The 20,524-nt window shown below is 57.8% G+C and carries 18 protein-coding genes and 1 pseudogene; 10 read left to right on the plus strand and 9 right to left on the minus strand.

Features of this window, described 5'->3' with window-relative positions:
- The first annotated feature begins 84 nt into the window (after window positions 1–84).
- Window positions 85–894 carry a ThuA domain-containing protein gene (locus tag N7220_RS15845; RefSeq protein ID WP_283148487.1) on the plus strand — a complete coding sequence of 270 codons (810 nt, stop codon included), beginning with the start codon at window positions 85–87 and terminating at the stop codon, window positions 892–894.
- Window positions 891–1,964, plus strand: coding sequence for a Gfo/Idh/MocA family protein (locus tag N7220_RS15850; RefSeq protein ID WP_283148488.1), 1,074 nt, complete (start codon window positions 891–893; stop codon window positions 1,962–1,964). Before N7220_RS15845 ends, N7220_RS15850 begins: the two co-directional genes overlap by 4 nt.
- 93 nt (window positions 1,965–2,057) lie before the next feature.
- On the opposite strand, the gene N7220_RS15855 is transcribed toward N7220_RS15850, so the two are convergent.
- From N7220_RS15855 to N7220_RS15875, 5 genes are all read right to left on the minus strand, one after another.
- The gene (locus N7220_RS15855; protein ID WP_283148489.1) at window positions 2,058–3,659 is read right to left on the minus strand and encodes a carbohydrate-binding protein; all 1,602 of its coding nucleotides are present in this window, start codon (window positions 3,657–3,659) and stop codon (window positions 2,058–2,060) included.
- Window positions 3,660–3,912: 253 nt separating this feature from the next.
- A complete protein-coding gene (locus N7220_RS15860; protein ID WP_283148490.1) occupies window positions 3,913–4,740 on the minus strand; it encodes a class I SAM-dependent methyltransferase in 828 nt (275 codons plus the stop codon).
- A 203-nt stretch (window positions 4,741–4,943) separates the two neighbouring features.
- Window positions 4,944–5,225: a DUF427 domain-containing protein gene (locus N7220_RS15865; protein ID WP_283148491.1), complete on the minus strand. Its 282-nt coding sequence runs from the start codon at window positions 5,223–5,225 to the stop codon at window positions 4,944–4,946.
- Window positions 5,226–5,299: 74 nt separating this feature from the next.
- Window positions 5,300–5,827 (minus strand): lipocalin family protein, encoded by a 528-nt coding sequence (locus N7220_RS15870; protein ID WP_283148492.1) that lies wholly within the window; start codon window positions 5,825–5,827, stop codon window positions 5,300–5,302.
- A 42-nt stretch (window positions 5,828–5,869) separates the two neighbouring features.
- Window positions 5,870–7,240 (minus strand): 8-oxoguanine deaminase, encoded by a 1,371-nt coding sequence (locus N7220_RS15875; protein WP_283148493.1) that lies wholly within the window; start codon window positions 7,238–7,240, stop codon window positions 5,870–5,872.
- A gap of 222 nt (window positions 7,241–7,462) precedes the next feature.
- On the opposite strand from N7220_RS15875, the gene N7220_RS15880 reads away from it, so the two are divergent.
- From N7220_RS15880 to fdhD, 5 genes and pseudogenes are all read left to right on the plus strand, one after another.
- Window positions 7,463–8,356: an OmpA family protein gene (locus N7220_RS15880; RefSeq protein ID WP_283148494.1), complete on the plus strand. Its 894-nt coding sequence runs from the start codon at window positions 7,463–7,465 to the stop codon at window positions 8,354–8,356.
- A 365-nt stretch (window positions 8,357–8,721) separates the two neighbouring features.
- Window positions 8,722–10,155: pseudogene (locus N7220_RS15885) on the plus strand (L-lactate MFS transporter).
- 177 nt (window positions 10,156–10,332) lie between these two features.
- Entirely contained in the window at window positions 10,333–12,606 is a 2,274-nt protein-coding gene (locus tag N7220_RS15890) for an FdhF/YdeP family oxidoreductase (protein ID WP_283148495.1), read from the plus strand.
- Window positions 12,607–12,616: 10 nt separating this feature from the next.
- The gene (locus N7220_RS15895) at window positions 12,617–12,847 is read left to right on the plus strand and encodes a helix-turn-helix domain-containing protein (RefSeq protein WP_283148496.1); all 231 of its coding nucleotides are present in this window, start codon (window positions 12,617–12,619) and stop codon (window positions 12,845–12,847) included.
- A complete protein-coding gene (gene fdhD / locus N7220_RS15900; protein WP_283148497.1) occupies window positions 12,835–13,641 on the plus strand; it encodes a formate dehydrogenase accessory sulfurtransferase FdhD in 807 nt (268 codons plus the stop codon). The genes N7220_RS15895 and fdhD overlap by 13 nt, the downstream gene beginning before the upstream one ends.
- Before the next feature lie 130 nt (window positions 13,642–13,771).
- Here the strand turns inward: fdhD and N7220_RS15905 are convergent, their stop codons facing one another.
- From N7220_RS15905 to N7220_RS15915, 3 genes are all read right to left on the minus strand, one after another.
- Window positions 13,772–14,896, minus strand: coding sequence for an ABC transporter substrate-binding protein (locus tag N7220_RS15905; protein WP_283148498.1), 1,125 nt, complete (start codon window positions 14,894–14,896; stop codon window positions 13,772–13,774).
- A 310-nt stretch (window positions 14,897–15,206) separates the two neighbouring features.
- Window positions 15,207–16,472 carry a DUF3443 family protein gene (locus N7220_RS15910; RefSeq protein WP_283148499.1) on the minus strand — a complete coding sequence of 422 codons (1,266 nt, stop codon included), beginning with the start codon at window positions 16,470–16,472 and terminating at the stop codon, window positions 15,207–15,209.
- 60 nt (window positions 16,473–16,532) lie between these two features.
- Window positions 16,533–17,021: a DUF2844 domain-containing protein gene (locus N7220_RS15915; protein ID WP_283148500.1), complete on the minus strand. Its 489-nt coding sequence runs from the start codon at window positions 17,019–17,021 to the stop codon at window positions 16,533–16,535.
- Window positions 17,022–17,585: 564 nt separating this feature from the next.
- Here N7220_RS15915 and N7220_RS15920 point away from each other — a divergent pair.
- From N7220_RS15920 to N7220_RS15930, 3 genes are all read left to right on the plus strand, one after another.
- Window positions 17,586–17,786 carry a hypothetical protein gene (locus N7220_RS15920; RefSeq protein WP_283148501.1) on the plus strand — a complete coding sequence of 67 codons (201 nt, stop codon included), beginning with the start codon at window positions 17,586–17,588 and terminating at the stop codon, window positions 17,784–17,786.
- Between the two features lie 131 nt (window positions 17,787–17,917).
- The gene (locus N7220_RS15925) at window positions 17,918–18,424 is read left to right on the plus strand and encodes a YaiI/YqxD family protein (RefSeq protein ID WP_283148502.1); all 507 of its coding nucleotides are present in this window, start codon (window positions 17,918–17,920) and stop codon (window positions 18,422–18,424) included.
- Between the two features lie 70 nt (window positions 18,425–18,494).
- Window positions 18,495–19,196, plus strand: a complete 702-nt coding sequence (locus N7220_RS15930) for a dienelactone hydrolase family protein (RefSeq protein ID WP_283148503.1) — start codon at window positions 18,495–18,497, stop codon at window positions 19,194–19,196.
- 63 nt (window positions 19,197–19,259) lie between these two features.
- Here the strand turns inward: N7220_RS15930 and mdtH are convergent, their stop codons facing one another.
- Window positions 19,260–20,474, minus strand: a complete 1,215-nt coding sequence (gene mdtH, locus N7220_RS15935; protein WP_283148504.1) for a multidrug efflux MFS transporter MdtH — start codon at window positions 20,472–20,474, stop codon at window positions 19,260–19,262.
- Window positions 20,475–20,524 lie beyond the last annotated feature (50 nt).

Genomic DNA, 20,524 nt, shown 5'->3' on the forward strand with positions numbered 1-20,524 from the left:
AATAATGGCTTATGGCCGATTTTGCGCTGAACTGATCTGAACTGTTCCGCGCTTGAATGCGCAGCATCTCACTGGAGAGTGATTGTGTCGAAAACCAGTATTTCTGTCATTGTCTGGAACGAATTTCAGCATGAACGGCAGAACCCGGCCGTGCAGGCCATTTACCCTGACGGTTTACACATGGCCATTGCCGACGCCTTGCGCCAAACGCCGGGGCTGAACCCTGGCGCTTTGCCGCTGGAAATATCCACCGCCACGCTTGATCAGGCCGAGCATGGGCTGACCCAGGATCGGCTGGACGCCTGTGACGTGCTGATCTGGTGGGGCCACAAAGCGCATGCCCAGGTCGACGATGCGATTGTGGATCGGGTGCAAAAGCGCGTGCTGGAAGGCATGGGTCTGATCGTGCTGCATTCGGGGCATTTTTCGAAGATATTCCGCCGCATGCTGGGCACCAATTGTTCGCTGAAATGGCGCGAGGCCGATGAAAAAGAGCGCTTGTGGGTAGTGGAACCGTCGCATCCCATCGCCGCTGGCCTCGGCGAATATTTTGAGCTGCCGTATGAAGAAATGTATGGCGAGCGCTTTGATATCCCGCAGCCGGATAGCATTGTGTTTATCTCCTGGTTCGAGGGTGGCGAGGTGTTCCGCTCTGGCTGTTGTTGGGAGCGTGGGCATGGGCGGATTTTTTACTTCCGCCCAGGCCACGAGGCGTATCCCACTTATTACGACGCCAACGTCCAACGTGTGCTGGCCAATGCCGTGCAGTGGGCCGCGCCTCGGGTGAATCTGGTGGATCACTGCCCCAATTCGCCTGCGCTGGAGCCCATTAGCCAGAAAGCTGTGAGTTTCTCCAAAGTAGGCATCGCGCAAGGTAAGGGAGATATTGGATGAGTATGGGTAATCAAATAGCGGCGCCGACCGGTCAACGTTTGCGGGTGGGGATTGTGGGGCTGGGTATCGGGCGCAAACACATCCAGGGCTGGCGCGAGCATCCGCAGGTTGACGTCGTCGCCATTGCCGATCCGGATGCTGCGCGGCTGGCAGCCGTTGGCGACGAATTCGCCATTGCCGGGCGCTTTGCAACTGCCGAAGAAATGTTTGCAACGGGCGAGCTGGACGTGGTCAGCATCTGCACGCCTAACAAGTTTCATAAAGCATTGACGCTGGCGGCATTGGCTGCCGGTTGCCACGTGTTGTGTGAAAAGCCAATGGCAATGAGTGCGGCGGAAGGGCGCGAAATGTTGGCCGCTGCCGAACGTACGGGCAAGCGGCTGATGATCAACTTCAGCTACCGCTTCAGTGCGCAATCCAGAGCGCTCAAGGCACAGGTGGACGCAGGCGTATTTGGTGAGTTCTACTTTGGCCGCAGCGTCTGGCATCGCCGTCGTGGCATGCCGGGCTTTGGTGGCTGGTTTGGCACCAAGGCGCTATCGGGCGGTGGGCCGCTTATCGACTTGGGCGTGCATCGGCTGGACCTGGCTCTGTGGCTGATGGGTTATCCCAAGCCCGTTTGGGTGATGGGCAATACCTACAATCCCATTGCCGGTGAACTGGCGCGCCAATCGGGCAAGACCTTTGATGTGGAAGACCTGGCCACGGCGTTTATCCGCTTTGATAACGGCGCCACGCTGGCGCTGGAGGCATCGTGGGCGGCCAATATCAAAGAGGCTGACCTGATGGAAACGCGCTTGCTGGGCACCAAAGCTGGTCTGCTGCAGCAGAACGTGAACGAAGGCTACACGTTTGACGCGCACATCTTTACCGAGCAACACGGCGCGCAACTGGATATCCACGTGCATCCACCGGTTGGGGAAGCCAATTCCGGCATGTATGAATATGCGGCGGCCATTCTGGCCAATCGGCCACATCCGGCAAGTGGGGAAGAAGGTTTGATTGTGATGGAATTGCTGGATGCCATTTACGCCAGTGCGCGTTCTGGCGAACCAGTCAAAATTGGCTGAAGGTGGCTGATGAGACTGGATTGACGTAAAAAAGCGCGCTGCCGGTGAGGACAGCGCGCTTTGTTTTACCTGCTTACCCACAAATCATTGAGATCAGATTTGCGCGGTGGTGGTGGCGTTAAATTGCACGCCCAGGCTCATTTCCAGATTGGCAATGGCGTCTTCCAGAATCGCAAAAATCTGCGCCCGGTTGGCGGTGTTGCTCAAATCCAGCGTGGTGCCCGCCGGTACGCTGTTCTGCGCCAATGCGGTGTTGAACGCGGCCTGTGCCGATGCCGCCGGGATAAACGCACCCACGCCCGAGCTGTTCACATAAGACAGCGTGGTGAACACGTTGCTGAACACGCTACCCAGCGTGGTCATGTTGAAAGCCACATGATTTTGCGGCGTAACCAGCGTGGTGGCGCTGGTGGTCGGGATCGGCAGATCGTAGAACTGGTTCAGGTAGTAACGCACCTGGTACGGATACTGTTGGTACGTATCCGACTTGCCCCAGACCGAACTCCAGTCATTCACGCTGGTGACCGTCGCCGGTGTGGCCGAAGCGCCCAGCGTGCTGTAGCTGGACATCAGCGTGCCGTAATAACCCTGGTTATAGGCCACGTTCAGCAAGACTTCGAAGAAGTTGTTCGGCAAGCTCTTGAAGTTGACCAGCGCGTTGTTAAACGCCGGTTGCCACGGCGTGGTCCAGCCACCGGTGCCGGTGCCAGTCACAATCAACGCCACGAAGTCGTTGTAGTGGAAATACCCGGTCAGCATCGGACCGTAGTATTTGTCGTTGAACGACGGCGGTGTCACCTGTTTGTACTGCGTAGAAGCAGTAGCCATGGTGTAACCAATGCTCTTTTGCAGGGCAATATAGTTGATCAGCGAGTGACCGCCTGGCGTGTAGCTGCCAGACACCATATCGGCCGCGTAGTTGTTGATCTGGTATGGGCCGCCTTGACCATTGCCCATCACGGCTTGCTGATCTGGTGACGGATCAATCAGATTGCTGGTGTTCTTGTACACCTGCGTTTCCAGGTTTTCCTGCAGCAACTGGCCCAATATCGAGCCGTACATATAGTCCTTGTTGTACTGAATGCCAGGGTAATACTCGTTCACCAGATGGCCATACATCACACCGGCGATGATGTTGGACATGATCAGGTCGGTGTAGTTATCCCCATCCAGCGTCATGCTGTCTTGTGCCGTACCCGCGCCCAGCAGCAAGTGGAAATTGATAGTGCCGGTGGTGGTGACCGACGACGGCGTCGGCGTCGGCGTCGGTGTCGGTGTCGGTGTCGGCGTCGGTACTGGCGTTGGCGTTGGGGTAGGTGCCGGGGTCGGAGTCGGAGTTGGCGTTGGCACCGGAGTAGGTGTTGGGGTTGGCGTAGGAGTCGGCGTAGGAGTCGGCGTAGGAGTCGGCGTCGCGCCGCAGCTGCCTACAATCGTCCATGGCTGGCCGGTGCCAATGACGCCATTGCTGGTGGCAGGATTGTTGCCCTGCGTCCACCAGTTGGCTTTGTAATTCACCCCGTTGTAGCTCACGGTGGCGCCTCCCACGTATGCAGTGTTTGCATTCCAGGTGGCGTAACACGCGGTTGGGGTGGGGGTAGCGGCGTAACTTTCGGTTGCCGTTGCCAACAGCGGCAGGGACACGCTAAACGTCAGCGCGCACAGGCGCGCCAAACGGCGCAGTTGCGGTTTGTTCATCACGTTCATCCTCTAACTCTGGTTTATGTTTGTTTTCTTGAGCCTTGCAGTACAAGGCAGGCAAAGTGTATCCAGGCCTTGGCAATCTGCATTTCAAACAGGGATGAACGTAGCGAACAAGCGGTCTGATGGTGGTGAAGCTTGAGTCAGGCAACGGTTCTGCGTTGGGCTGCTAACTCGTTGATTGCACTGAACAGTCGTGTATTAAATGCGGGCAGACGACCAATCGATCTGCCCGCACTTGCGGCTCGCATTACTTGGCAATTGCGCCCGGTTTGATGAACTTGAGCGTCATGCGGTCAGATTCACCGATGGCCTGATAGCGCTCATGATCCAGCGCCCCTGCGGCATAACCGGGCGGCAGAGTCCAAACGCCTTTGGGATAATCCTTGGTGTCTTTGGGATTGGCGTTGATTTCGGCTTTGGCGGCCAAGACAAAACCGGCGTCTTTCGCCAGCTTGATCACCAGTTCCTCAGTTACGTAGCCGGTTTTGATCATCTGTTCCAGGCTGGTACCTGGTGCTGCGCGGTGTTCTTCTACGCCCAAGATCCCGCCGGATTTGAGCGCGGTATAAAACGCCTTGAAGCTGTCTTGCGCGGTGCCGTCTTTCAGCCAGTTATGGATATTGCGAAACGTCACGATCAGATCGGCGCCGCCTGCCGGGCGAATATCGGTGAATTGCGGTGGGGAAAGCGTTTCCACCGCCACATTCCGATAAAGCTCATGGTCGCTGGCCAGCTTGGCTTCAAACGCGTCAATTTCGCCATTGCGTTCCGCATTGTCCGAAGGTGCGACTTGCGCGGCGTAATAACGGCCATGTTCGCGCAGATACGGCGCCAGAATCTCGGTATACCAACCGCCGCCGGGCCAGATTTCCACCACGGTTTGATCGGGTTTCAGCCCAAAGAAATTGAGTGTTTCAGCTGGGTGGCGGTACACATCGCGAGCGCGGTGCGCTTCACTGCGCTGCGGCCCGGCAATGATCTGGTCCAGCGCTGCATCGGCTTGGGCTAATGGTGGCAACACGCAGGCCAGCAACAGCAGGGCCGGGGCAAAACGTCGAAAACTGAAGCTGGGCACGGAGTTTCCTTGTAGGGCGGAGTTACAAACTGGCTTGGATAATTACGACATGGGCAGGCACAAAGCATGCCATGTGCGGCGGACCAGCAATGCATTGCCAGCCTGCCTGGCAGAGTAACCAGTGGCGTGTGCGATTTGGCGCAAAATGCGCAGCCGCTGTCGCAATCCCTACAGACTGCCAAGGCCAGGTGGGGCGAAACCGCTTACGGTTCGACCCGTACACCTTTCCAGAACGCCACGCGATTGAGAATGGATTTGGCCGCGTCTTTGGGCTCCGGGTAATACCAGACAGCATCGGGGTTGAGCTTGCCGTTTACCGATAGCGTGTAATAACTGGCTTCGCCTTTCCATGGGCAAATGGTGTGCGTGTTACTCGGGATGACGAGCGAGTGGTCCAGCGCGCCGGCGGGAAAGTAATGATTGCCTTCGACCACTACGGTATCGTCACTTTCAGCAATGACGACATCGTTCCAGATTGCTTTCATGGTTCACCTTTTGCGTAACTGGACGTGTCACAGTCCAACGTTATTTATCATAGGCGCGCTGGCGAGTCGTGCTGTCAGGGCTGGCTGTGCGGTGTGACGATCCATTGGGACATGTCATAGCCTTCGCGATGGGCAATTTGCAGCGCGGCATCGGTATCGGCTTGCGTCAGCACCGGCGTGCGCGACAGCAGCCACAGATATTTGCGATTGGGTGTGCCGACCAGCGCCCAGCGGTAATCCCGATCCAGCCCGATCACCCAATAATTGCCAGAGATCGGCCAGAAAAAAGTGACTTTCAGCTGAGCGTTGCCGCTGTTGGGTACTACCACAGCGCTACCGGTCACGACGTCCGGTTTGTGATCTTCGTGCAGGCACCGATTGGTGACGGTGATCTTGCCGTTTTCACCTTTGCCATATTCAGCGGTCGTGTCCGAAACACATTTACGCTGCCAGTACATCGGCAGACGGCCGATCTCATACCATTTGCCCAGGTAGCGATCCAGTTCGACATTGGGCACGCTGGTCACGGCTTCAGCGGCTTGTAGTAAAGGCGCGGCGGCCAGCAGCAGCGCACACAGCAGAACTTGCATGATCAGCTTCATGGCCGAGCCTCCCATGGGCAGCAAACACGTCATCGGATTACGTTAACGGCGGGTGTCACCATTGGCCAATTGCCGGGCCAAAGCGTTGTGACGCCCAATCAGGGTAGGGAGTTCCAGCGTTTGCAGCTGTCCGTCTACGATCACTGCTTGCCCATTGATCATGCTGAAACTGACGTCGGACGATGCGCACAGCAACAAGGCCGCAACCGGATCATGCAAGCCGCCGGCAAAGGACAGCGTGTTCAGGTCAAACGCGATCAAATCTGCGGCAAAGCCGGGGCGAATCTGGCCGATATCATCGCGATTCAGCACCGCCGCGCCGCCGCGAGTGGCCATTTCCAGCGCCTCGCGTGCGCTGAGAACATCCGGGCGGCAGTGATGCACGCGCTGCAATAACAAAGCCTGGCGCGCTTCGTTCAGCATATGGCCGCCGTCGTTGGAAGCGCTGCCATCCACACCAAGTCCGACCTTGACTCCGGCATCGAGCATTTGCCGGATCGGTGCCACACCCGAGGCCAGTCGCATATTGGAACATGGGCAATGCGCCACGCCGGTGCCGCTACGAGCAAAGAGGTCGATACCGTGTTGGTCCAGTTGCACGCAATGAGCATGCCAGACGTCATGACCGATCCAGCCCAAGTCCTCAACATATTCCGTCGGCGTCTTGCCGAACACTTCTTGCGAGAAAGCGATGTCTTTGTGGTTCTCTGCCAGGTGCGTATGCAGGCTCACGCCATACGCGCGCGCCAAGTCGGCTGATTCACGCATCAGGTCGGTGGTGACCGAGAACGGCGAGCATGGCGCCACCACCACGCGGGTCATGGCAAAACGGCTGGCGTCATGCCACTGCTCAATCAAGCGTTGGGTATCGCGCAGGATAAACGCTTCGTCTTCCACCACGCGATCCGGCGGCAGACCGCCTTTGCTCTCGCCCAGACTCATGGCACCACGGCTAGCATGAAAACGCATGCCAATCTGCTGTGCGGCTTCGATGGCGTCATCCAGGCGGCAACCGTTGGGGTAGATATAAAGATGATCGCTGGCCGTGGTGCAGCCCGACAGCATCAATTCGGCCATCGCGGTCTGGGTAGAGATGCGGATCATCTCCGGCGTGAGCCCGGCCCAGATCGGGTAAAGCGCTTTGAGCCAGTCGAACAACTCGCAATTTTGCGCCGCCGGAATGGCGCGGGTGAGCGACTGGTACATGTGGTGATGCGTGTTGATCAAACCCGGCAGCACCAGATGGTCAGTCATATCAACGGTGTGATCGACCACTTCATTGGCCAGATCGGCGGCGCTGCCGACGCGCACGATCTGGTTGTCATGCACCAGCACGGCGGCGTCGGTCAGCTCGCGGCGCTGGTCGTCCATGGTGACCAGAGTGTGGATGTGGTTCAGCAGCGTTTTGGCCATGTGTGTTCCTGGTCGGCTCGATAAGAGCAAGCGCAGTTGCGGTGTCAGCGCTTTTTTGAAGAGGGCGGGGATATCGTCACGATACCACTTGCCCGGAAAACTCCGATATCTGACACGAGGCATACGCTTTATGTTCTATACCGACATTTTGTCCGCCGCATTACAGCGCAGCGGCGGCTGTTGAACGGTCGGACCACACTAACCAACCCACGGACCTTGCACATGTTTTCTGAAGATCAGGATCAAAACGCCGGAGTCGCCATCGCTTTGGCAGTGGCGTTAATCGTTGCGGGCAGCGCCGCCTGGTACACCGTGCGCGGCGGCAGTGCGCCCAAGCCCATGGCCGCCAATGTGGCGTCAGCGGTAGCGGTCGCACCACAAAACGGGCAATTGGCGCTCGGTCAGGTGCAACTGACCCAGGCCGCTGGCGTCCTCACGCTCACCGGTATCGTGCCCGACGAAAAAACACATCAGCGCTTGCTCAAACCAGCCCGCGTGCTGTGGGGCGAAGACAAAGTGGTCGATCACATCACCGTGAGCGCAGATGCCGCACCGCTGTGGTGGCTGGCGCGTCCGGTGGACATCCTGGCGCGCTTGCGCCAGTTGGCGGACTTTGATCTGAAACTGGGCGATGGCGTGATTGCGCTGAATGGCACCGCCGGCAGCGAGCCGCTCAAACAAGCGATTTTGTCCGGATTGCCTGGCTGGTTTGTGAAAGACGCCAGCGTGAAGGCTAATCTGACCGTAAACGCGCAGGCCGGAGTTGCTGCACTGGCTCCATCGAACGCCTTGCTGGAAGAAACCATCGAATTTGCGACTGGCTCGGCGCAAATCCCCGGCACAGCGCAGGCGCGGCTTGTGGTGGTGGCTGATTTGCTCAAGGATGATGGCCGCAACATCCTCATCACCGGGCACACCGACAATACCGGCGATGCCACTGCCAACAAAACGCTGTCACTGGCGCGCGCCAATTCGGTGGTGGTGTTCCTGGTGGCGCATGGCGTAACTGCCGGCAATTTGCATGCGCAAGGAGCAGGGCAAGATCAGCCCATTGCCGATAACGGCAGCGAAGAAGGCCGTGCCCATAACCGGCGGATCGAGTTCAGCGTGCAGTAGCCACTGCCGCAGAAAATTGGAATGTTGCCCGGCCCGCCGTAAGCGGTGTGCTGTGACAAAAACCGCACTGCCATTGAGCGTGCGGTTTTTTTATGAGCGGCTGCACCCGCCCATTCATTACCTCCCAGTCCGGTTGTGACGCCCGTCACCAGACCATTCGTAGGAGATAAACGGATTTATTGGCTATATAATTTCATTTGCATATAAGCGCGTTATTATATGTAGACACAGTCAGCTTGCCTTGGCTGCGCGCCCGTCGCCGCACCTTTCGGGTATTCGTAAACAAAGTCTCCCATGCCTCTTGCACGCCACATTTTTGCCATGACCGGCGTGTTGGTACGGCTTAAAACTAAAAGGGGAAATAGATGAGTTTTGCCGCAACACTGGATAAAAGTCAGAGCATAGCCAAGCCGGAATTCAACCGCTGGTTGATTCCACCGGCCGCGTTAGCCATTCATTTGTCGATTGGCCAGGCCTATGCTTTTTCGGTTTTCAATTCGCCGCTCAATAAAGCCTATGGCTGGAGCATTCCGCAACTGGGCTGGATCTTCTCGCTCGCCATCGTATTCCTGGGTTTGTCTGCCGCCTTTGGTGGCAAATGGCTGGAACGGGTTGGCCCGCGTGCCACCATGTTTACTTCTGCCGTGTGCTTTGGCGGTGGTTTTCTGGTCTCCGCGTTAGGTATTTATCTGCAGCAACTGTGGATGCTGTATCTGGGCTACGGCGTGATCGGCGGTATCGGTCTGGGGCTGGGTTATGTCTCGCCGGTGTCGACCCTGATCAAGTGGTTTCCGGATCGTCGCGGCATGGCAACCGGCATGGCCATCATGGGTTTTGGTGGTGGTGCCATGATCGGCGCGCCACTGGCCGTGATGCTGATGGAAAGATTCAAAACCGATACCACTCCCGGCATTGCCGAGACCTTTGTGGTGATGGGTTTGATCTACACGCTGTCTATGCTGATTGGTGCCTTCACCGTGCGCCTGCCAGCACCGGGCTGGAAGCCAGAAGGCTTTGTTGAAAAACAAGACCCGAAAAAACTGGCCAGCAATACCTTTGTTGAAGTCGACACCGCCACCCAAACCCCGCAATTCTGGCTGCTGTGGGCCGTGCTGTGCCTGAATGTGACGGCCGGTATTGGCGTGCTGGGCCAGGCTTCGCTGATGATTCAGGAAGTGTTCAAGGGCTCGGTTTCGGCGGCCGCTGCGGCGGGTTTTGTCGGCTTGTTGTCCATCTTCAACATGGGCGGGCGCTTCTTGTGGTCCAGCGTATCTGACGTGATCGGCCGCAAGACCACCTATCTGGTGTTCTTCGTGCTGGGTGCTTTCCTGTACGCATTGGTGCCGACCGCTGGCGCTACCGGTAGCGTGGCGCTGTTTGTGGTGCTGTATGCCGTGATCCTGTCGATGTATGGCGGCGGTTTTGCCACCATCCCGGCGTATCTCTCGGACAAATTCGGCACACGTTATGTGGGCGCGATTCATGGCCGTTTGCTGACCGCATGGTCGGTGGCTGGCGTGTTGGGCCCGGTGATCGTGAACTACATGCGTGATTACCAGATCAGCCAGGGCGTGGCCAAAGCGTCGGCCTACAACACCACCATGTACGTGATGGCCGGTTTGTTGGTGCTGGGGTTCATCTGCAATGCGTTCGTCAAGAACGTTGATGCACGGTTTGTTTCGAAAGAGGATTAAGTCATGACCAAAGTAAAAGGCCTGATATTGTGGGCATATGTGCTGCTGCCGCTGGCATGGGGTGTAGTTCAGACCATCAAGAAAACTGCCGCTTTGTTTAGCTAAACCAGGTTTATCTGGTTAGCCCATCCGCCCCGTCTGGCTTGTGCCTGGCGGGGCGGCAGACTTTTGACCACAGCGTTTTGGAAATTCGGGTTTATTGCAGTTCGATTTGTTCACCAGTTCGTGCTTGAATGATGTTTCAGCCCGTTGTTGTCAGCAGTTTTGTCAGAGGTAGAGTGAATGTCCAGACAGGCAATCAAGTTATATGCAGGCCCAGCAGGCGGCTGGGGTGCATTACGCAGCGTGCTGCATCATATTCATGAGCAAGGTGTGGTCGCGCGCGGCATCACCACCTTGCTGCATTCCAACCAGCCTGATGGCTTTGATTGCCCGGGCTGCGCCTGGCCCGACAAGAATCATCATTCCACTTTCGAGTTTTGTGAAAACGGTGCCAAAGCCGTTGCCGCCGAAGCCACCGAGCGCCGGGTGACGCGCGAATTTTTTGCCGCGCACACCGTTGCCGATCTGGCGGCGCACGATGATTACTGGCTGGAAGCACAAGGCCGCCTGACCGAGCCCATGCGCTACGACAGCGCCACCGATCACTACGTACCTACCAGTTGGGATGACGCTTTTGCGCTGACGGCCAAACATTTGAACGCGCTGGCCAGCCCGGACGAAGCGCTGTTTTATACCTCGGGCCGCACCTCAAACGAAGCGGCGTTTCTGTACCAGTTGTTTATCCGCGAATACGGCACCAACAACCTGCCCGATTGTTCCAATATGTGCCACGAGCCTTCCGGCACCGCCATGAAAGAACAGATTGGCATCGGCAAAGGCACGGTCACGCTGGAAGACTTTGACCACGCTGAAGCGTTGTTCATTTTTGGCCAGAACCCCGGTACCAATCACCCGCGCATGCTGGGCACATTGCGTGAAGCGGCCAAACGCGGCTGCCGCATTGTGGTGTTCAACCCGCTGCGCGAACGCGGGCTGGAACGCTTTGCCGATCCGCAAAGCCCGCTCGACATGCTGTCTACCCACGGTACGCAGATTGCCTCCAGTTATTACCAATTACGCATCGGCGGCGATCTGGCGGTGGCGACCGGCATTGCCAAAGCAGTGCTGGAAGCGGGCGACGTGGACCTCGAGTTTATCGCGCAACATACCGATGGTTTTGATGCCTTCAAGGCCACGCTGGACGCCGAAACCTGGGCCACCATTGAAGAACAATCCGGTCTGACTGAGGCGCAGATTCGCGAGGTCGCTGCCATCTACATGGCCAGCAAAGCCACCATCTGCACGTGGGGCATGGGCATTACCCAGCACAAGCATTCGGTGGCGACCATCCAGGCGATTACCAATCTGTTGTTGCTCAAAGGCAATATCGGCAAGCCCGGTGCCGGTGCCTGCCCGGTGCGCGGACATTCCAATGTGCAGGGTGACCGCACGATGGGCATTTATGAAAAACCTTCGCCCGCGTTTCTGGCGCGTTTGGGCAAGGCGTTTGATTTTGAGCCGCCGCAACAACATGGCCACGATGTGGTTGGTGGCATTGAAGCCATGCTGGCGGGCGAGGCCAAAGTGTTCTTTGGCATGGGCGGCAACTTTGCGACCGCCACGCCTGACTCGGACCGTACTCGCCAGGGCTTGCGCCAGTGTGATCTCACCGTACACGTCACCACCAAGCTCAATCGCTCGCATCTGGAACACGGTAAAGACGCGCTGATCATGCCGTGCCTGGGGCGCACCGAAGTGGATATCCAGGCCGCTGGCGCGCAAGGGGTGACGGTCGAGGATTCGATGAGCATGGTGCATATCTCTGCAGGGATGAACGCACCGGCCTCGGAACATCTGCTATCCGAGCCCGCCATTGTGGCGCGACTTGCCGCCGCGACGCTGCAACAGAGCAAAACACCGTGGCTGTGGCTGATTGAAGATTACGACCGCATTCGCGACAAGATCGCGCAGGTGATCGACGGCTTTGAAGACTTCAACCCGCGCGTACACGTGCCGGGCGGGTTCTATCTGGGCAACTCAGCGCGTGATCGTGACTGGCGCACCGCCAGTGGCAAGGCCGGGTTTATCGCCCACGCCGTGCCCACTGATTTGCCCATCAACACCCTGCGCAAACAGCATGCCGAGCGCCGCATTTTCAACTTGATGACCGTGCGCAGCCACGACCAGTACAACACCACCATTTACGGCCTGGATGACCGCTATCGTGGGGTATTTGGGCAACGCCGCGTGTGTTTTATCAACAAGGCCGATCTGGCCGCACTGGGCTTCAGCGCCGGACAATGGGTGGATATGACTTCCGTGTGGCACGACGGCGAGCGCGTGGCCAAACGCTTCTTGCTGGTTGAGTACGATATCCCGCAAGGTTGTCTGGCCAGCTACTACCCGGAAACCAATAACCTCGTGCCGCTGGACAGCATGGCTGATCGGGCGCGCACGCCGGCATCCAAATCGGTGCCGGTGGTACTGACGTTGAGCGAGAGCGTTGCAGCATAACGAAGGAACTATGGAAGAAACGCTGGTGGCCATCGTGGCTCTGCTGGCCGAGCGCGACGGTTTGTCCGATCACCAGATTGGCAAGAAGCTGGCGCTGGGTATGAGCCAGCTTAATCGCGCGTTGACGGTACTGGCATCGGACACCCAGGCGGGCGGCATCGGTCTGGTTGAAGTTAGAACTGACGACAAACGCCGCATCGTCTGGCTGACAGCGGCGGGGAGGGCTCTGTGTCCACAATAACGCTGGCGATACCCGCCACCACGCAGCCGCTGGGCGCGATCCGTATCGATCACGGTCAGGCACAACTGCGCACGGAAATTCTCGCTGAAGAAACTGCCGTGGCGCTGGTTTACAACGGCATCTCGCATGCGGTCATGATGGCCAGCCCGCTTGATCTGGAAGACTTCGCGCTGGGGTTTTCGCTGACCGAGGGCATTATCCAGAAACCCGGTGAACTGCTGGATATCGAACTGATAACCGCTGAAAACGGCATGACCGTGGAAATCCAGATCACCGAACAACGCTTCGCCCAGCTCAAACAGGTGCGTCGCAATCTGGCGGGGCGTACCGGTTGCGGCCTGTGCGGACAAGACTCACTGGAAAGCGCAATTCGCCCAGTGGCGCAGGTGGTTAACCCGGTCAGCCTGGCGTATCAAGACGTGCTGCAAGCCATGGAGCACTTGTGCGCCCTGCAACCGCTGAACAATGCCACTGGCGCCGCCCACGCGGCCGGATGGTGGCGCGATGGGCAGATATTGGTGCGCGAAGACGTTGGCCGCCATAACGCGCTGGATAAGGTGATCGGCGCCGCCGCGCGCACGGTGGCCCGTGATGGCGTGCTGGTGATCAGCTCAAGGGCGTCGTATGAGATCGTCCACAAGGCGGCAGCTGCCGGTTTTGGCATTGTCGCCGCGATCTCGGCGCCCACTGCGCTGGCAGTGCGGCTGGCGCGGGAGGCCGGGGTGACGCTGGTGGGGTTTGTGCGAGGAGAACGCATGACGATTTACAGTCATGATGGGCGCATCGTGCGTTAAGCCGCGCAACGGCATGGAACCTGGATTTGCATGAGTGTTTGCGGGACAAACAAGGCAGGCAACGCATAGCCTGGACATAAAAAAACCGACCTCAGGGGTCGGTTTTTTTTGTCGCTGGAATACACCCGCGTTAGCTATGAATACGCCCGTCGTGATCCACCACCGTCAAATCCACAAAGCTCGAACCATTGTGATTGGTGCTGGAGAACTTGACCCGGAAACCGCCCATGTCGTAATCACCCAGGCCTTCCAGTGCCGCTACCAGTTTCTCGCGGGTCAGGGCTTTGCCGGCCCGCTTGAGGCCTTCCACCATGACGCGAGCGCCGATGTAGCCTTCCAGGCTGGGGTAGTCGACGTTGCTTACGCCAGCGGCAGTCAGCGCTTTGACGTATTCAATGGTCACTTGTTTGGTCGGGTTGTACGGTGTGGGCATGACTTGCGACACAATCACGCCGCTGCCATCGTTTTTCAGTTCCGACACCAGCGCTTCAGTACCCACAAAGCTGACGTTATAGAACGGCCCAATGTAGTTGTGGGCGCGCGCAGCGGTAATGAACGCCGCGCTGGATTTATAGGCCGTGACCATAAATACGGCGTTGGCCGGGTTCTTCACCACCAAGTCTTCCACCGCTTTTTTGACATCGGTGCTATTACGCTGCACGGTAGCCAGCGCGTTCAGCTTGATACCGTATTTGGCTGAAGCCTCTTGCATGGCCTTCAAACCAGCCTGACCATAAGCATCGTTCTGGTAGAACACGTTGATGCTCGACATGCCCATTTTTTTCATGGATTCAGCAATCTCGCCCGCTTCGTCGCGGTAGCTGGCACGCACATTGAACACGTTGTGATTCAGCGGATTGCGCAGGCTGTCGGCACCGGTGAACGGGGCAATGAACGGTATTGCGGCCTGATTGATCAGCGGCAGCGAAGCGTTGGATGTCGGGGTGCCGACATAGCCAAACAATGCAAATACCGGCTGGTCTTTGATGAAAGTCTTGGTGTTTGCAGCAGCGCGATCCGGCTCGTAGCCGTCATCCAGCGCGACCAGTTTGATCTTGCGGCCATTGACGCCGCCATGCTGGTTAACCCAGTCAAAATAAGCCTTGGCGCCACGATTGACCCCTTTACCCAGCTCCGCTGCCGGTCCGCTGAGCGCGGCTGACTGGCCCAGTACGATTTCAGAGTCGGTAATGCCCGGTTCCGCATGCGCAGAAACACAGATCAGGGCAAACAAGCCCAGCCACAACGCCTTCATGATTCTAGTTCCTTGGTGTTTTGAGTATGCATTGAGTGTAACGACGTCCGGGGTATTCAGACGCAATGCAGATGTGCAGCAAAAACAATGCCAAGCCATGTGAGCCCGGCATGTCATCTCCGCCGCATATTATATCGGCATAAAGACTGGAACGGGCCGCTTAGGCCCGGACGGCGGGAAAGTCACGACGGTCGTCGGTTTGCCAGAGACGATGGCTAAAACGTATGCAGCTTGTTTGCCCTGCACAAATAAAAACGTCGCCCCGAAATGGAGCGACGTTGTGGTTGTCACGGAACTGAATCAGAAGAGATCAGAACGCTACGAAAGGCCCGCTGCCAGCGCTGGTCGACGCACCATTAAATGCCGTGAACACGGTGCGGCCATAGTTGAACGGCATGCCCAGATCAATGCCGCCGGTGCCGTTATTGCCACCCACATTATTGAAGGCCGTAAAGCTGTTGCTGCCAAGCAGGGTTTGCGCATTGCCAATGCTCAGCCCAACGATATTGCTGGGCGTGCCGTTGATGCCGGTAACGGTCACATTGGCGGCGATCGCGTTAGTTGGGCAGAGAAAGCCGGGGAGTGTACCGGTGCATATGGCAATCCCCGTGGCTGAGGGCATGAACAACAGATTGGAACCGCTATCGAGGAAGCTGTTTGAGTAGGTCTTGCTCTGGTAGCTCATATTCAGCAAGCCATTGGCATCGATTGGATAAACCGTGGCACTGCCCAGCGCATTGTTTGACTGCGTGCCGATGCCAAAGATCAGGAACCCCGCTGCGGTACTCGCGCCCGTCGCTGGCACCGTTTGCATGGTCATTGCCACGCCATTGTTGTCGCTGGCAAACAGTGACACCGGATTCATGATCTGGGCGACCAGCGGCACGGCGGTGGCGATGCAGTTACCTGGTACCGAGCAACCGTAATAAAAGTCCTCCAGGTACGGGCTGGTGGGGCTCGTGCACAGGCTTTCGCAGTCATGGATGATATTGCCGATGCCCAGTACGCCGTTGGAACCAAAAGAGTTCACGTCGTTTTCCGGGCTACCGCCACTGCTGCAGCCGGTGGGCACCGTGTTGGCATAAGTGCTGTCGCCAATGACCTGAATGGACAGATTGCTGACCGTCTTGCCACCAAAAGTGGCATCCACGGTTTTGACTGGTCCCCAGATAAACCCGTCGGCAAACTTGTAGCACTCCACCAGCGGTGTGGTGCTGGCGCCTGGTACCGTGGCTTGCGGCAGGATGCTGTTGACGTTGCCCAGCGCACTGGCCATCAGGCGTAAACCAGTAGAGGCGGTGTCGACCAGAATGTGGTCCACAGTGACGCATTGCGCGGTACCCGGCGCGCAAATGGTCACACTCACTGTCGGCACATTCAGCGATAACGAGGACAAATTGCCCGGACCGGCGTCCACGGTCACCGCCATGACGTTATCGCCAGTCGGTATTGGCGTTGGGGCCGGAGTGGGCGTCGGCGTGGGTGTTGGAACCAGGGAGCTACCGTCGGCCGCGCCATTGCAGCCGGACAATAACAAAATGAACCCGCTGAGGCAGGCCAGAAGAAAGAGCCGCATCGTGTACCTCTTGGGGGGCTGGATATTATGCATATTCATGCTCATGGCAAAAGGCGGCGGTTAATGAATCTGGTCGATGCTGGCATCGGCCGGCAGCAAAGAGGGCACCCAGGCCCGACCGGTATAGGCGCGTGGTTTGCCGCCAGATTGCACCACCAGGTCCGGGTTGTTGACCAGGTTGGGTGTATGCCCGGCATGCGGCGTTTTGTTTGAATCAACAAACTCCGGAAAGTAAGTGCCCAGCAGAGCGCGCAGATCAGGCAGCTGCGGGCCGGCCCAGGCCACGGCAAACACCACGCCAGTTGAGGTCACGTATTCACGAATATCGGTGCCACCTGCGGTTTGCAGCGTGTTGACAGTCCACGATGTAGCGGTCGATGTGGTGATATCGGCTGCGCCGTTGCTGGCCGCAACTTTGCTGGTGGCTTTAAGGGCCTTTTGTGCAGAAGGGGAAGTCGCCGGTGCGCCACCCAACGCAGCGTGAGCCAGGCAGGGTGCGATCAGCAATGCGGCGAGCAAAGAGCGAAAGCCGCAAGATGGTGTTGTCATGAATCGTCCTCGTTGCGCAATGTCGGGGCCAAGCCGCTGGCAGTATCGAACTCAGGAAGCTGCGGCAGTTCAGTGTGTGTCACGCCGGGTCATTCTCAATATTGCTTATTTGGGCACAGAGTCCAGGTGGTTGTTGCATTACTCCGGCCCGAAGGTCGCTGTCACCCGGTAAATGGCACCGGTTTGCCATGCCGTCAAATCGGGTAGGGCGGTGACCATTATTGACCGGCATGTACACCTCAGCCTGTAAACACCGTGCCTGAACAAAACGCGCCACCATCGTCCCAGTTGACCCTGCAACACGGTTCACTGGTATCAGCGATACAGACAGATACCCGAGCGGTTGTTTTCGGGGGCCAGACTGTAATTGATGTCGGCAACTATTATGATATTTTCGTAAATCGCAGGACCCGGTACTTAAACGGGCTCGCCGGTCAGCCGTGTCAGAGCCAACAAGAGACGAGGTGTTTGCACAGGCCGGCATCAACCACAGCAAATGCCTGGGGTGGGAGTTTTGCCATGACTAGCTTGCAACAACCAGTAGTGCCGCCAGGATCTGGCGGGTTGAAAATCGACACCGTGGAAGCGGCGCTCGATTATGTCTTTTTGCAGTTTGAAAACAATCATGCTCAGGCACGTGAAATCTGGGCTGAAACTTATAACAAGCTCGCCGAGGCAGCCGATTCTGGTCTGGCTGCAGATATCGAGGTGGCACGCCGCATGTTGTTGGAAACGATCAGCCGGACCCAACTCAGGGCGGCGTGATCGGACTTTGCTGATTGGGCAATGTCTGGCTCCAATCAAAACATCCATCTGCTGTGCTGCAAGCAGATCAATGGCGGAATGACTGGCCGGGATTTACCCCGACCAGTCAGCCGCCGTTTTATACTCCCGGCATGTCTACTGCCAACTCTTCTGATTCCCCGGTTAATCCCCGCGCTGCCTGTATCTGGGTGGATGCCGATGCCTGCCCCAAAGCCATCAAGGAAATCCTGTTCCGGGCAGCGGACAGGGCGCAAATCCACATCATTCTGGTTGCCAACCAGCTCTTGCATGTACCGCCTTCGCCCTGGTTGCGCGCTGTGCAAGTGCCTGCCGGGTTCGACGTAGCCGATAACGAAATCGTTGAACGCACGCAGACAGGTGACTTGGTGATTACTGCGGATATTCCGCTGGCGGCGGCGGTGATTGCCAAAGGCGGCGCAGTGCTGGACCCGCGTGGCGAGCGTTTGAGCTTGGCCAATATTCAGGAGCGCCTGAGCATGCGCGACTTCATGCAAGGCCTGCGCGATAGCGGCGTGCAAACCGGTGGCCCGGCCAGCTTGTCGGCAGCGGACCGGCAAACCTTTGGGCGCGAGCTAGACAAGTGGCTGGCAAAAAATCGTTCGTCGATACGCTTGTAATTGACCGGTCTACGCCCAACCTGTGCGACAGCAGTTTCCATCCCCCCCTTTGTATATAACGGAGAACACGATGACTTCACGCTGGATCGATATCACAAGCACCACGGGTGAGACCTACACCGGTTATTTGTCATTGCCGCCGACAGGCAAAGGGCCTGGTCTGGTGCTGATCCAGGAAATCTGGGGCGTGAACGAGCATATCCGTACCGTGGCCGATCAGTATGCAGCCGATGGTTTTGTGGTGCTGGCACCGGATGTGTTCTGGCGTCAGTCCCCGCGCATCGAGCTCAAATATGATGATGTCGATACCCCCAAAGCCTTTGGCCATATGCAGGCGCTGGATCAACCGGCCGCCGTGAAAGATCTGGTCGGCGCGGTGAACACGCTCAAGGCGCTACCGGAAGTCACCGGCAAGATCGCAACCGTGGGCTATTGCATGGGCGGGCGCTTGTCTTATCTGACAGCGGCCAATAGCCCGGATGTGGCCGCTGGCGTGGCGTATTACCCGGGCGCCATCAATACGGTGATGGATCAAGCCGCGACGCTCACTGCGCCGGTGCAATTTCACTTCGGTGGCTTGGACACCTACATCACCCACGCCGTGCGCGAGGCGGTGATTGATACGCTGGGCGATCGTGACGAGACCGAAATTTACGTCTACGAGAACGCCGATCACGGCTTTAATTGCTGGGGCCGCGCCATGTACAACCAGAATGCCGCCTTGTTGGCGCATGGTCGTACTTTGCAATTCCTGGCCGAACATCTGGCCTGAATGTAACTGGCGATAGATAGCAGCATCGGCCAGAGCGGCGTCCCAGCCCACCGCCGATGTCTGCTATGCCCGTTGCGTCCTCACCGTCGCCGACGAGTGACCGCGCACCGGTTTCAACAGCTTCCACAAACCCAGCCACGTGATCACGCCAATGCCGGAAAGCGCAAACCACGGCAGTTTGGGCGTATGCCATTGCCGCGACAGATCATAAGCCGCTCCGGCAAACAATTGCCCCAGCGCGCCACCCAAGGCCAGACCAATCCGGCTGAAACCCATATAGCTGCCTAACATTGCGGAATCTGCCTTGCGAGCGGAGAGCATCTCGCGAGCTGGATCGGCAGTAATAGTGCCGATGTAGAACCCCGCCAGCAGCACAAAAAACACCGTCAATGACTGAGAGAAAGCTTGCAGAAACAGGCTGACGCACATCAGTGCCAGTCCGATCAGCAAGCGGCTTTCCAGTCGCACGCGATGTTCGGCGAAGTGGGCAATCGGGTACAACAAGGTGAGAGACAGCGCAGTTTCCAGGGTGTACATCCAGCCCACGGCATGGCTGTCGTGGGTTAGCTGCATCACGGCGATCGGCATCAGCATCAAGACCTGCACGGCCAGAGCGTAATAACCGGATAACGTGAGCGCGTATTTAACGTATTCGCGGTCGGCCAGTACTTTGCCGATATTCGCAAAAAACGCGCTGCGACCGCGGGCGATGCGATAGTTGGGCAACAGCAGGGCATTGCACAGGGCGCAAGTAACAAACAAGGCCGCGCCCATCCAGCCGACCCATTCAAACCCGACATTCAACAACCAGCTGCCGGTCATGGCGCCCAAGACGGCACCTGCGCTGTCCTGCATCATGATGATGGCGTAAAAACGGTTGCGCTCGCGCGGGCGTGTCAGTTTGATAATCAACGCCGAGCGCGGCGGATCAAACAACACGCCACCCAAGGCGGACAGCACGCACGACAAGATCAGCACCAGCGGCGTAGTAGCCAGCGCCATCAGGGCAAAACCGGCTGCCCGCATCAACATGCCGGTGACAATCATCGGCTTGGCGCCAAAGCGGTCGGCTACCGCGCCGCCAAAAATCCCCAGACCTTGCTGGATAAACTGGCGCACCGCCAGCGCCGTGCCGACGAGGATGGCGGCCCAGCCCATGTGATCGACAAAGTGGATACTGATCAGCGGAAAAACGACGAAAAACCCGAAAACGACCAGAAAGTTGTCCAGCAGGATGAACAACTTGCCCTGGCGGCGGGCTTTGGATGGTAACGACATGAAAATCCCCAGCGAGCCAGCCAGTGTAGGTATCTGCTAGAAATGGGGAT

Source organism: Silvimonas soli (genome assembly GCF_030035605.1).
Taxonomy (GTDB): domain Bacteria; phylum Pseudomonadota; class Gammaproteobacteria; order Burkholderiales; family Chitinibacteraceae; genus Silvimonas; species Silvimonas soli.